Origin of the sequence: Nostoc spongiaeforme FACHB-130 (assembly GCF_014698475.1) — a bacterium.
Lineage (GTDB): Bacteria > Cyanobacteriota > Cyanobacteriia > Cyanobacteriales > Nostocaceae > Nostoc_B > Nostoc_B spongiaeforme.
Window position 1 is genome coordinate 71,645 of the sequence record NZ_JACJTB010000016.1, and the last position, 13,688, is coordinate 85,332.

The window sequence follows — 13,688 nt, forward strand, 5'->3', positions numbered from 1 at the left end:
ACTCACCACTCACCACTCCCTTTCAATTAATTAACTTTGAATTGACTAGCAGTTGTTAATAGTTCTTGTGCCATTCCTGATAAATTGTGGAGAATAGCAGCAATTTCTTGAGACTCACCAAAGGTCTTATTAGCGATTTCTGCCACATCTTGCATTGAATTAGTCACAGTTTCAGATTGACCCATTTGAGTTTGAGTAGCTGCGGTAATTTGTTGAATTAATTGACTAATTTCTGCGGTTGCTAAAACAATGGCATTTAAGTTTTGCCGGGTTTCGCTAACTAAATTTGTGCCTTCAACAACTTGCTGAATACCTGTTTCCATTGCTAGTGCAACTTCGCCAGTTTCAGCTTGAATTTCTTGCACTAATTTTTCAATTTCGATTGTGGCTGCTGCTGATTGACGAGATAAAGAACGCACTTCATCAGCTACAACTGCGAAGCCTTTACCATACTCACCCGCGCGGGTTGCTTCAATGGCGGCATTCAGGGCTAGAACGTTGGTTTGGGTGGCAAAATTGCTAATCAAATTGACTACTTTCGAGATTTTTTGCGAAGACTCGCTGAGGCGCTTAATTTTCTTACTGGTTTGGGCAACTGTTTCTCGAATGCCTTCAATGGCTTTGACAGTCAAGTTCATGGCAATATCACCAGACTCTACTGTTTGGTTGGCTTTTTGGACTGCTACTTGCACTAATTCGGCATTAGCCACCACAGCTTGGGTAGAGTCTAGCATTTGTTGAATATCACCCAATGCCGAGGCAATATCTTCAGACTGTTGTTGGGCTAAATTATTCAATCCCTCTAGCGAAGCATTACTAGTAGCCGAAGTCTGTGCTACTTGCTGGGCTGCGGCTTGTACTTGGATGACGATTTGTCGTAATGCTTGCAGAGTATTATTGTAAGCATCGGCGATGGTGCCGAGTTCATCTTCTGTGATGGGGGCGCGGACTGTTAAATCACCATTTAAAGCCGGACGCAGCGCCATTAAAAGTTGAATGGAACGTTGTTGGAGTAATTCTTTGGCGGCTTTTTCCCTGGCTGCGGCTTCTGCTAGTTGTGCTGACTGTGCTTGTAGTTGTTGCAGAGATTCTGTTTGTTGCAGTGCTAATCCTAATTGATCACCAATCCGGGCTAACAAGCTAACTTGCGATTCTTCCCAATTACGGGTGCTTGAATTTTGATAAGCTGCCAACAAACCCCACAGTGTTTCCCCAAAAAATATCGGTACAATTACATAAGCTTTGGCTTCAAATTGCTCTAAAATTTCAATGTGGCAAGGGGAATGTCCAACTTGATAAATGTCATGAACCACAAAGCTTTCGCCTTTAGCATATCGTCCGCCTTGGGTTTCTTGGAGGTGGGTATCTTCCCAAACAGTTTTGATATCTATGCCGACAAGTTTAACCCAATTATGACCAACTGACTCAGCAATAAACTCACCACTCCAATCAGGAGAGAAGCGATACACAGCCATGCGATCGCATCGTAATAATTGCCGGACTTCTTGAGTTGTAACTTTGAAGATTTCATCTAAATCTACACATTGTCTAATGCGGTTTACTATCTTAGTAAAGGCTTTTTCTTGTTCCGCAATCTGAGTTAACTTTTCAGTTTTCACTCGCACTTCTGCGAGATAATCTATTTGCGATTTTGCAATACTAAATTGCAAGGCTATCTGATTTAAAAAGTTAACTTCCCAAGGTTGCCATTCCCGACTACCAGAGTTTTGATAAGCTGCCAATAAACCCCATAATTGTTCACCAAAAAAGATAGGAACAATAATATAAGCTTTGGCTTCAAATTGTTCTAAAATTTCAATGTGGCAAGGAGCTAACCCAATTTTGTAAATATCATTAACTACAAAATGTTCTCCTCTAGCATATCGTCCGCCTTGAGTTTCTTGCAGATAAGTATCATCCAAGACGGTTTTGATATTTGGCCCTACCAATTTTACCCAATTGCTACCGACTGACTCAGCAATAAACTCACCACCCCAGTCAGGACTAAACTGATAAACAGCCACGCGATCGCATTTTAATGAAAGTCGCACTTCTTGGGTAGTTGTTCTAAAAACACTTTCCACATCTGAAGACTGGCGGATGCGGTTGACAATTTTAGTTAAGATTTTTTCTTGTTCTGCAATCTGCACTAATTGTTGAGATTGCACTTGCATTTGTGCGAGATACTCTGCATGGGCGATGGCTACACCAAACTGTAAACCAATTTGTTCTAAAAAGCTGACTTCCCACTCGTGCCAATCACGAATGCCAGAATTTTGATAAGCTGCTAACAAACCCCACAATTTTTCCCCAGCAAATACAGGAACAATCACATAAGCTTTGACTTCAAACTGCTCTAAAATTTCGAGATGGCACTGAAAATGACCTGCTTTATAAATGTCATTTACAACAAAGCTTTCGTGATGCCGGTAACGTCCACCTTGGGTTTCTTGTAGATGGGTATCTTCCCAAACTGTATTAATACCTGGGCCGACAAGTTTCACCCAACCATGCCCAACTGATTCGGCAACAAATTCACCACTCCAATTATCATGAAAGCGATACACCGCCACGCGATCGCAACGTAATAATTGTCTGATTTCTTGAGTTGTTGCTTGAAAAATCTTGTCAATATCAGAGACTCGAATAATCTTCTCAATTACCTTGGCAACAGATTTTTTCGCTTGGGTTCGCAGGTCTAATTCTCTTTGAAATTCAAAACTCTGGAATTTGTAAGCTAATTCTGTGGTAACTTGCAACAGAAACGTAATTTCTGTTTCTTGCCATTGTCTAGTATTGGTGCAAGTATTAACTGCTAGTAATCCCCAAACTTTACCATCTACTAAAATAGGTAAACTTAAACTCGCTTTAATTTGAAACTTTTCCAGTAATTGTTTTTGATAAGGTGTAGATGATTGAATTTGCTCGACATCTTCAATTGCTACAGGTTCTAAATAATCTTGATTGTTATACAAACCAAATAACATCCCTGGCAAATTTTCACCTAATGTTGGTGTCCAACCGAGGGTTCTAGATTCAGCCAAAACAGTACCAGAATCTATAGATGTAAATTGATAAATTAAAGCGCGATCGCAATTAATTTTCTCTCTAACTTGAGCCGCACTAAGTTTTAACAATGTATCTACATCTCTAGCTTGACGCATCACATTACTGATAGCTTGTAATTGCTGCCTCCAGAGTTTAAAATCTTGAGCAATATGATAATTATTGGTAGTCAGATTATTAACAGCTTGATTTTCTCTTGCTTCAACTTCAGGAAACACTTCTTCATTATCTTGACTATTGTGATACGCAATTGTCATTTCAAAATCCCTCATTTTGATGATTAAATAACAAATTCCATTTGCAACAAATATTAAAATATTGAGTTTAATGATGGCTCATCCACATAGGAGATTTCATAATTGCAGCTGCATCGAGGTTGAATACCATTTCCTCCAGAGTATTGATAAAATAACCTTGGATGAAAGCTGAAACTTTGGGAGAGAAAACATCAGCCGCAGGTAACTTTATTTGTTCAGTATCTACCCACTCAATATCCATCAAATTTCTGACTAAAAACCCCAGATTTTTGCCATCAATTTCTAAAATCACTGCCATCATTTTAGAGAGGAAATTCACTCCTTGTAAAAGTGATGGATAACCAAGCATCTCCTCTAAATCAACTAACCAAAGCATTTCACCCCGCCAGTTGTATATACCTAAAATACAACTAGGCATTTGAGGCACACCACATATATCTGCCAAAGATACTTGTAAAACTTCGGTAATATGTTGCAATGAGATGACTGCTTTATCGTTGCTACCTAGGGTAAATCCTAAAAATTTTTGCTGGTTTTCCAACGTCAACTCATCCTTTAACAAGTTATTTTTAAATTATCAATCTATTAGTCAACTGTTTCAACTAATAGATTAAATGACATATTTAAGCAATTTTATTGTAGGACTTGCTTCAGTGTTTTTACCAATTCTTCTTTGTCGATTGGCTTAGATAAATAAGCTTCTGCACCTAACATATTGCCCCACATTTTATCCACATCACTATTTTTCGTTGAACAAAAAACCACAGGTATTTTACTAGTCGCCGGATTTGATTTTAGTTCTCGACAAATTTCAAATCCACTTTTACCTGGCAAAATTACATCTAGAAAAATCACATCTGGCGTTTTTCCATCTATCTTGGCTTGAGCTTCTTCACTACTTTTGGCACTAATTACAGAATAGCCAGCTTGTTGCAAGTAACGGCTGAGTATTTCCATATCTGTCAAACCATCTTCAACAATTAACGCAGTATTCATAAAAGTTTCCTACTCGATTCATTTACAAATAGAGACAAAAAATCTCAATATTCATCTACAAATGAATATGAGTTTGTAATCGAAACATAATTCAGAAATTAGGAGCCAGAACTCAAAAAGAATTCTGTGCTGCTAGTGGATAAACAAACGGTTTTAAAAACTAATCAGTCACAGGACTGAATCTCTGAGATCCTTTGACAAGCTCAGGACATCGCTCCTGAATGCTGACTTCTGAATTCTGCTTCATTCAATGATTCAATTTTGGTTGATTATTTTTGTAAATGTTAGAGAAAAAACACTTACATTTTGGATTTTCCTGCAAAAATATCCGGAAGCAAAATGTTACAATTTATCAAGTTTCCGAAAAATAGCAATCAATGAACACACTAGAATAATCTGGATAACTATTTTAGGAAGATCCAGTTTAACTAGTTATTAGCAAGTTTAATCAGAGTCAGTATCTAGGTTTGATGACTAATGTCCTAAAGACATTTCTAAGTTAGATTTACTCTGCGATTTAGGCGGTGTCACGTTCACAGGTGTCTGAACTTGTAGATATTTGCGAATTACACTCATAACTTTATCCGCAGCCACAGGTTTAGTCAGAAAATCTGTAGAACCAACAACTTTAGCGCGGACTCTATCTAATAACCCATCATTGCCAGTTAAGATGATCACGGGTGTATTAGCAAAAGCAGATACACGTCGCAACTGAGTACAGATTTCGTAACCACTAGCGACTGGCATAATTAAATCTAAAAAAATTAAATCTGGTTTATGTTGAATTAAAGTCGGGAGTGCTTGGATTGGGTCTTGAATTTTGATGAATCTAAACCCATTTGCAGTCACAATGTCCTCTAAAATTTTACAGACTTGGGGACTATCATCGACACAGGCAACTAATGGCAAATGAGAATTTTTTGGTTGCACAGAAGTAGAGTTATTTTCACTTTCAGTAGATAACAAAGGTAAGTCTGGTACTTCGATTAATTCAACAATGCCTTTGAGAATATAAGGAAGTAATGAGCGAGTTATAGGTAAAACATTCTGCTTCATTTTTGCAGCTAAATCTCGGAGTGTCTGTTTACCATTCATCAAAGCGACAAAGTTATTGTAAACAGATGGACTTACCTGTTGTTGGAGTTGTTCTGGTCTCCGGAGAATTGGTGCTAAGTCAGGCGAAAAGTTTGCTAAACCAGCTTCTGACCAACTTTTCCAAGAGTCTTGCATCTGTTTGACAGATAAATCTGCACTCGTGAAACTCATTGGTGTTTCTAAAATGGTATCCTGAGTGCGATCGCAACTGAAAGCCTCAAAATCTGTATGCTGGGCTAAGTCAAATAACAACTCAGTAATTGTATTTTCGACAATTGCTTGAATTTGTTCTCTGTTAATTTTCTGTCTTTTGTATAAAATTTCTAACAGGCGATAGTCCCAGTAATAAACGGCAAAATCTTGCTGGCGAAACTGAATTTTCTCCACATCAATTTGTGGACAATATTGTGCCATATATCTGCGCCAACGTCGAAAAGGATGAGTCCCTCCTGCGGCCCAAACTATCCGACCTAGCCGATAATAAAAAGACCAGTGATGTCCTTTAGCACTTTTGATGTTTAGCTGACCGTTGTATTGTAGCTGAGTGCAAGTTCTAAATTCATGAATGATGTTGTTTGATACCATTAGTTCCGGGTGTGTCATACCGTTTTTATATAATGCAAAAGTCAGCTTGCCTAAATCCACATTAGCTATATAGCTCTTGCCAAGAATGTAAAAGCTGGCGGAATAAATTTTGCAACCTTCTTTTCTATATGGCTATTTTATGGATATTGATATATAGCCTTCCTTAAGTAAGATTGAACAAAGTCAGAAAATAGCCATAGCAAATGTTGTATTAGTAGCAAATCTATCTAATACAAACTTTTCGTTAATGTTACCCAACTAAACTTATTTTTTATTTAAAAGTTGAATGGCTATATAACACTAAAATCTCATTAACATTATCTTAAGCAACTTTAATGGCAGAAATAACCGTGTAAATCCTGATTTTAAAACTATATAATTCTTTTAAAGATTTTCAAGATAATATTTTTATTTGTTAAATATCATAAAGATATGTGTGTTACATTTCTTGAAATACTTGTTGACTAGTAAATATTTATGTTTACAAACAAGCTATAACAGAAATATATGGATTTTATAGTGCTAGTGCTAGTGCTATCAACAGGCCGCTTGATTGGATAAATTGCCAAAAATAAGTAGAAAAAACTGTCTCTTCTATATACTGTAGCTGCTAACATTCCACAAAAAGAGACAGTTAAAATTTAGCCCCAATAATCACTTAATCTTGAAATACCATGATATTACCAGAGTAACAGGCGACCCAAACTTCTTTAGTTTGTGGATCGTAAGTAATGCCGATTGGATTAGCACCAACATTCACTTTTTGTATGACTTTTAGATCATTCGTCCGAATTTTACTAACTGTATTGTCACTGTAATTAACAACATAAAGTCTTTGACCATCCTCTGATAAAACCATGCTACGTGGTGCGTTACCTGTAGAGACTTTATTGACTAACTTACCCTGTGGTAATTGAATTTTCGCTATTTTTCCTTCTCCATTCAAAGAAGCATAGAGATATTTACCAGTGGGATCTATATTTAAATGCCGTGGTGCATTACCAATATTTTTTAGCCATTTGACTGAAAAGTTATTGAGATCAACTCTCGCAATATCATAAGAACCCATAACAGCAACATAAGCTTGATTTGTGGCTGGATCAATTGCTATACCACGAGGATAAGGGCCAAGAGGAATTCTTTTAATTTCCTTATTTTTGGCAGTATCGACAACACTTAAATCCCAAGAACACCAGTTACTAACTAGTACTAAACCTTCATCATTAGCTGTCGCTACAAATTTTGGTACTGAACCAACTTGAACCACATGATCAATTTCTAAAGAATCAGTGTTAATCCGATACAAAAAACTCTTATCTGTTTTCTGCTGAGGACTACATTGATCACTACCTGGATTGTTAAATCCAGGGCCATACATTTGGTAGTTAGAAATCCAGGCATACTTACCATTTTGGGAAAAACTAGCTTCTACAGGTGCGCCGCGATAATTACCTTTGAATTTGGAGTAACCAAATTTTGATAAATCAACTTTGTCGGGAATCACCTTAACTAATTTATGCTCACGGTTGTAAACAGTGATTGTATGGTTGTACATCATATTTTGAGCAAAAAATAACCCATTGCCAGAATGTACGACAGATTTTGGCGAAATCTTCCCAGCAATTGTCTTTTTGAGCGTCATTTTCTGAAAATGACTGGATGAATTTTTCTGAATATTATCTTGAGTTGCTAATTGCTCAGGTTGAGCGAAATCATATTCTGACACAGCAGCCGCTAATACTTTTTCGTTGTTTGGTTGTTCTTGTTGTGGCGGCTGATTTATAGATTGATTTGGTTCGGTGGCAAATTTGATGGAATTAGTTTTTGGTGCGAGTGGAGTTGGTTTTTTGACGGGAGTTTTGAGTTCTTTCGATTTATTTGGAACTACAGAGTTTTTACCTGTAGGTGTAGGTGATTTGCTCGATTGCGATTTCAGGGCTGCTAATGTTTTTGGCCCAACAATTCCATCAGCAATCAGTCCATTTTCTGTTTGAAATTTCAGGACAGCAGTTTCTGTGGCTGCATCAAAAGACCCAGTAATTGATTGTTTGAGATATCCAGATGCTTGCAGTTGTTGTTGAACAGATTTTACCTCTGCATTGACATCACCTCTGCGTAACATAGACATTTTAGGCGTGTTAGTCTGCAACTTTGGCGAATTGACTACAGCAGGTTTGGTAGGCGGGGGCGGTGTAGTGGTTTTGATACTTGCACCAGATTCCAATACTGTTAAAGTTCGCTGATCAACAATTCCATTACTAACAAGTCCATGCGCTTTCTGAAATTGCATAACAGCAGCTTCTGTTGCAGCGTTAAAATCTCCTGTGATTGGTTGGTCAAAATATCCTGCTGCTTGTAGTTTCCTTTGAATTGCCATCACTTCATAACTCAGATCACCTCTTTGTAAACTTACCTGAGAGCTTACCTGAGAATTGGGGGGTGATGATTTTCTTGTAGTAGTTTTAGCGATCGCAGGTTTAGGTTTAACAACTGCTGGAGTAGCTATTCCCAAATCAGCTTCGAGTACGGCTAATGTCTGAGAACCAACAACTCCATCAGCTTTTAATCCATGAGCTTTTTGAAATTTGATAACAGCTGCTTCGGTTACAGGGCCAAAATATCCAGTTACAGCTTGTTTAAAATATCCCGCCGCTTGCAGTTTTTGTTGTAGTGATGCTACTTGTGAATTTTTTTCGCCTTTTTTTAATGCTTGCGCTGGGTTACTCCAACCCAAAGAACTCAGACCAAAAGCACAAGAGAGAAACAGCATGAACGCTCCACGCTTTTCTGGTACCCAGTTGAGTTCCGGATAACATAAGTCAGAATCAGCAAGATTTCCCGATTCTGAATTCATAGAGGTTTCGTAGCTTTCAGCTAAATGCAGATAAGCAAGTGTATCCATAGTTAGAGAATACCCAAGATCAAGGAAAAGTTAAGATGTTTGGTCACTAAGTGAGCTAATCAGCTTTCAAGATGCTAGGAAACCATCAATTTTACTGATTAACAAGTATCATATATCACTTTTAATCAATCTACTATTAAAAACTGACACAAAAGGAAAGTTGGCGATTGAATGCGTTTGCCAACCTTGAGTTTGCCGAACTGTCAGTAACTATGAGTGTGACTATAATTTTACTAAAAAATTCACGCTTTATACGGAAAAATGCTATAAATAACACTATAAATTTTTACACATAAGTAGTAATTGTTTAGTTAACGATCTACAGGACTGACGCAAAATCATGAAAAACGTAGACGCGCAAGTAGCGTCTCGCAGAGTGGTACAAGGGATACATAGAAGTGTTAACGGCTTCCCACAGCATAGAATACGAAGCTATGATACTTCTTTCCAAAAGCCACACTTACCCTTTTATATTAGGACTCATATTTGATTTATGAAAAAAATCAGTACACCCAGGTCAGGCTTTTTTCCTACTCCCTACTCCCCATTCCCTACTCCCTGCCTACACAACTAGATTCGGAAATCAAATCGGATTCCTATATTTGAAAAATGCGTGATGCTAGAAAGTTTTATTTTAATTTTGTTGGTTGGCTTTTTTGCAGGACAGATCGCCCGACGACTGAAAGCCCCTGCACTGGTAGGTATGGTTGTAGTGGGAATTATACTAGGGCCTCAAGTTGCTGACTTAATCAGCCCTGATGTACTTACAGCGTCTACTTCTTTGCGAACGATCGCAGTCATGGTAATTTTGATGAAAGCAGGGTTAGGTTTAGACCGGGAGAAACTGGTAGAACAAGGAACAGTAGCACTGCGATTAGGTTTTTTACCAGCAGCGTGTGAAGCTTTAGTTATTGCCATAGCTGCTATCTGGATTTTCCAGTTCGACTTTCCCACGGGTTTACTGCTGGGTTGCATTATTGGAGCGGAGTCGCCAGCTGTTATAGTGCCAGGAATGCTACGGCTGAAAAGTTTAGGTTGGGGAGTTACCAAAGGAATCCCCGATGCCATTCTCACCGGTAGCGCCCTATCAGACGTGCTACTGCTATTAGTGTTTAGTTTGTTATTGAACTTTTTAGCACAAGGCACTAATAACTCTGTGACATTGCCTTTTGGCCTTACCTTGAGTGCGATTCAACTTTTACCTATTCAGATTATTTGCCAAATTGTTTTGGGAGTTGTCCTGGGTTTTGTAACAGCAAAACTTTTAGTTTCATTGCTGGTGAGTCAGAACTGGACTCAAAATGCGGTGCAGGAAAGTTTAGTGACAGCGAGTTTAGCTTTGTTGTTAGTAGTAGTGGCAGAAAAATTCCCCTTCTTCTCCGGCTATCTGGTAGTCATGTCCACAGGATTTTTCTTGATTGAGTTAGATGCTCCTTTAGCACGACGGCTGCGTTCTGGGTTCGATAGCTTGTGGGTTGTGGCAGAAATTATTTTGTTTGTGTTGTTAGGAGCAAGTATTCAATTACAAGTTTTAGAAAAAACTCTGTTTCCGGGATTGGTAATTCTGGCAATTGGAACGCTGATTGGTCGAGCTTTGGGATGGTATATATCTACACTGGGAAGTAACTGGAAATGGCGAGAGCGCCTATTTTTGCTGCCTGGTAACTCGGCTAAAGCTACTGTTCAAGCAGCAATTGGGGCAATTCCTTTAGCACAAGGTGTTGAGGGAGGAGAGACAATTTTAGCTGTTGCAGCCTTATCTATTCTGGTAACTGCACCTTTAGACGCTTGGGCAATTCCTACCTTTGCACCAAAATTATTAGAACGGGGTGAAGTTGATCCCACAAAAGTAGCGATCGCACGTCGTGTTATTATACTTGCTGCCATTGATACTTCCTTTTTAGCTAGTCAGGTATTGAGTAAAACTGCTGAACTTGCTCGTCGTAGTGATGCAGAAGTGATTGTATTGCATATCATTTGCACAAATGATTCTCAAGAAGTAGAGCATCTAAAAGAAAAAACTCAACGACTTTTAGCTGACATACGCCATAAGTTCATTGCTATTACAGGCTCAATTCCCGAAGCAATTATCCGTGTTGCTCAGGACTATCAAGTTGCTGAAATTGTTATGGGCAAGCGAGGACATCAGCCTTGGGATGAGGTTCTAGTGGGTTCTGTCTCCCAGGCAGTATTGGAATCTAGCTTAATTCCGGTCATTTTAGTTGAAGATGATCTTTTTAGTAAGTAAGTTCAAACAATTTAACTCATGCTTATGCAACAGAATACTGTGATTCGTACCCCTATTAGTATTAGTCTAGGTGCTATTGCTGGCGCTATATCACGTTATTATTTTGGATTGTGGTTTACTCAGCTTTTTGGTACAGAATTTCCTTATATAGGACTCATATTTGATTTATGAAAAAAACTAGTACACCCAGGTCAGGCTTTTTTCCTACTCCCTACTCCCCATTCCCTACTCCCTGCCTACACAACTAGATTCGGAAATCAAATCGGATTCCTATAGTACACTTATTATTAATAATGGTTAGGTAATAGCGACTTAGCGCACCTGGGACGGCTCCTAAAATAATTGCTAGAGGGACATCAATAATCAAGTTCATATATTGAATGGAATAGTCGGAAAATACGCCGCAATGCAGAAGTCAGTTTTTTTATATTTGCAGTAATAGACTCGACTGATATTGTTGAAACATATAAAATTTTTGAGTTGATTTGTGTCAATCTGAAACAGTTAATCTCAGGTAGAGATAATATTAAAGTATAAGAAAAATGTGATCATCAAGTGAAAAATGTTCATCAATAGCATTAAGTTTTATTGCCTTGAGCATTGATCACACAAACAACAAGATAGCTAGTTAAGTTGAATGTGTGGGGAGAGAAAGAGATATTTTGATAGCAGAAGGCAGAAGGCAGGAGGAAAAGTCTGATTATTCCTGGCATTCAAGCTTTCAAATTGTCCTAACATATCTGACTACCGCTATAGATGCTGTGGCGAGGATTAATTTCCAGATATCTCTATTAATTTAATCAATCTAACTGTATGAAAGTTAGTTTTCGCTGAACTAGCAATTTGCACGTTTCACCCTCTAGGCAAAGTAGGGTGAAGACAATGGCAGGTTTTTCTTTTGTGTCAGCTATATGTCCCTCTCCACGGGAGCTTGAGATTATGACAGGTAAATTTCGCGATCGCAGTGATGCCGGCAAGATGTTAGCAAAAAAACTAACAGGGTATACTAACCATCCAGATTTGTTAGTGTTGGGTTTGCCCCGTGGCGGTGTTCCCGTAGCTTATGAAATCGCTACCAGTCTGAATGCGCCACTAGATATTTGTTTAGTCAGAAAGCTGGGTGTACCTAGTCATGAAGAACTAGCGATGGGTGCGATCGCGGCTGGTGGTGTGCGCGTGTTAAATTATGATGTCATCAATAATTTGGGCATCGATAGTAGCACAATTGACAAAGTTGCAGCTCAAGAATTGTGGGAATTACAACGACGCGATCGCGCTTATCGAGGCGAACGTCCCCTCCCAGAAATCAAAAATCGGACTGTAATTTTAGTAGATGATGGTATTGCTACAGGTTCAACTATGCGTGCTGCGATCGCCGTAGTTAAACAACAGCAACCCCAACGGCTAATTGTAGCTGTACCAATTGCTGCACCGATAACTTGCGAAGAGCTACAAGCGGAAGTTGATGAAATAGTTTGTTTAGTGATGCCAGAGTCATTGTATGCGATCGGTCTGTGGTATGAAGACTTTTCGCAAACAACTGATGCAGAAGTACGGCATTTACTAGCCAAACCGTCAGTAATTAACAATGCAGATAAATCTTACGCCTAAAAACGCAAAATCAAAGGCTCAATCTACTTTTATTAATCATCAGGGTCAAGTTATGAATACTACATTACTACTCAACGTTGAAGAACAAATAGTCATTGTGGAACTGGCAAACATCAGGCTCAAAGGTGAATTGGTTGTACCTGCTAATGCTGAAGGCCTGGTATTGTTTGCACATGGTAGTGCTAGTAGTCGCTACAGTACCCGTAACCATTATCTCGCCCATGTACTACGTCAGGAAGCGAAACTAGGAACTTTGTTAATAGACTTACTTACCAAAGAAGAAGAAGCCATAGACCAGCGTACCAAACATTTTCGCAGTGATATTGGTTTCCTCAGCAACCGCTTAGTTGCTGTTACCGACTGGTTGTTAGCAAATCCCTGCACTCGTCATCTCAAACTTGGCTATTTTGGTGCAGATACAGGTGCGAGTGCGGCATTATTAGCTGCGGCTACACGTCCAATGGCTGTAAAAGCTGTTGTTTCTCGTAGTGGACAAACTGATTTAGTCAGTGAAGCCCTAGCTTGTGTGCAAACCCCGACTTTGTTAATTGTTGGCGGTAATGACTTGCCCATCATTGCTATGAATGAAGATGCACTGGCAAATATTCCCGCATTCAACAAACAACTAGAGATGATTTCTGGTGCAACTCATCAGTTTGGTGAACCGGGAACTTTAGAAGAAGTAGCACGATTGGCAAGTCAATGGTTTAAACACTATCTCAAAGCATCTGATTCAGACGCAAGAGATTTACAAGGTATGTTGCTGAATTAACAGTTATCAGTTATCAGTTAATACTTCACGTTTTTAATGTGATCTAACACATTGTTAATGCGATGCTTTACGTTGTTAATGTGATGCTTCACATTATTAATGTATGGGTACCTTGCCTGCCTGAACAGTACAACAAGCAAGATAGCCAACCGAGAA

General features: G+C 38.7%; 9 protein-coding genes. 4 read left to right on the forward strand and 5 right to left on the reverse strand.

Annotation, left to right across the window (positions count from 1 at the left end):
- Positions 1-26: 26 nt before the first annotated feature.
- The 5 genes from H6G74_RS14235 to H6G74_RS14255 all read right to left on the reverse strand — a co-directional run bounded on the left by H6G74_RS14235 (position 27) and on the right by H6G74_RS14255 (position 8,901).
- Entirely contained in the window at positions 27-3,323 is a 3,297-nt protein-coding gene (locus H6G74_RS14235; RefSeq protein ID WP_190968282.1) for a GAF domain-containing protein, read from the reverse strand.
- A gap of 67 nt (positions 3,324-3,390) precedes the next feature.
- Positions 3,391-3,864, reverse strand: a complete 474-nt coding sequence (locus H6G74_RS14240) for a chemotaxis protein CheW (protein WP_190968283.1) — start codon at positions 3,862-3,864, stop codon at positions 3,391-3,393.
- A gap of 92 nt (positions 3,865-3,956) precedes the next feature.
- Complete coding sequence (locus H6G74_RS14245; protein ID WP_190968284.1) at positions 3,957-4,319, reverse strand: response regulator transcription factor; 363 nt, start codon at positions 4,317-4,319, stop codon at positions 3,957-3,959.
- 474 nt (positions 4,320-4,793) lie between these two features.
- Entirely contained in the window at positions 4,794-6,017 is a 1,224-nt protein-coding gene (locus tag H6G74_RS14250) for a response regulator (RefSeq protein WP_190968285.1), read from the reverse strand.
- A 640-nt stretch (positions 6,018-6,657) separates the two neighbouring features.
- Positions 6,658-8,901 carry a peptidoglycan-binding protein gene (locus H6G74_RS14255; RefSeq protein ID WP_190968286.1) on the reverse strand — a complete coding sequence of 748 codons (2,244 nt, stop codon included), beginning with the start codon at positions 8,899-8,901 and terminating at the stop codon, positions 6,658-6,660.
- A 616-nt stretch (positions 8,902-9,517) separates the two neighbouring features.
- Between H6G74_RS14255 and H6G74_RS14260 the strand changes: the two genes are divergently transcribed.
- From H6G74_RS14260 to H6G74_RS14275, 4 genes are all read left to right on the forward strand, one after another.
- Positions 9,518-11,149, forward strand: a complete 1,632-nt coding sequence (locus H6G74_RS14260) for a cation:proton antiporter (protein ID WP_190968287.1) — start codon at positions 9,518-9,520, stop codon at positions 11,147-11,149.
- 24 nt (positions 11,150-11,173) lie between these two features.
- A complete protein-coding gene (locus H6G74_RS14265) occupies positions 11,174-11,320 on the forward strand; it encodes a CrcB protein (protein ID WP_199340998.1) in 147 nt (48 codons plus the stop codon).
- A 768-nt stretch (positions 11,321-12,088) separates the two neighbouring features.
- Entirely contained in the window at positions 12,089-12,760 is a 672-nt protein-coding gene (locus tag H6G74_RS14270) for a phosphoribosyltransferase (protein WP_190968288.1), read from the forward strand.
- A gap of 52 nt (positions 12,761-12,812) precedes the next feature.
- Positions 12,813-13,532 carry a dienelactone hydrolase family protein gene (locus H6G74_RS14275; RefSeq protein WP_190968289.1) on the forward strand — a complete coding sequence of 240 codons (720 nt, stop codon included), beginning with the start codon at positions 12,813-12,815 and terminating at the stop codon, positions 13,530-13,532.
- Positions 13,533-13,688: the final 156 nt, after the last annotated feature.

What these genes read in the sequence shown, in the direction of transcription:
- H6G74_RS14260 (WP_190968287.1), top strand. Translation starts at nt 9,518, where the DNA reads ATGCTAGAAAGTTTTATTTTAATTTTGTTGGTTGGCTTTTTTGCAGGA.
- H6G74_RS14255 (WP_190968286.1), bottom strand. Translation starts at nt 8,901, where the DNA reads ATGGATACACTTGCTTATCTGCATTTAGCTGAAAGCTACGAAACCTCT.
- H6G74_RS14250 (WP_190968285.1), bottom strand. Translation starts at nt 6,017, where the DNA reads ATGACACACCCGGAACTAATGGTATCAAACAACATCATTCATGAATTT.
- H6G74_RS14270 (WP_190968288.1), top strand. Translation starts at nt 12,089, where the DNA reads ATGACAGGTAAATTTCGCGATCGCAGTGATGCCGGCAAGATGTTAGCA.
- H6G74_RS14235 (WP_190968282.1), bottom strand. Translation starts at nt 3,323, where the DNA reads ATGACAATTGCGTATCACAATAGTCAAGATAATGAAGAAGTGTTTCCT.
- H6G74_RS14245 (WP_190968284.1), bottom strand. Translation starts at nt 4,319, where the DNA reads ATGAATACTGCGTTAATTGTTGAAGATGGTTTGACAGATATGGAAATA.
- H6G74_RS14275 (WP_190968289.1), top strand. Translation starts at nt 12,813, where the DNA reads ATGAATACTACATTACTACTCAACGTTGAAGAACAAATAGTCATTGTG.
- H6G74_RS14265 (WP_199340998.1), top strand. Translation starts at nt 11,174, where the DNA reads ATGCAACAGAATACTGTGATTCGTACCCCTATTAGTATTAGTCTAGGT.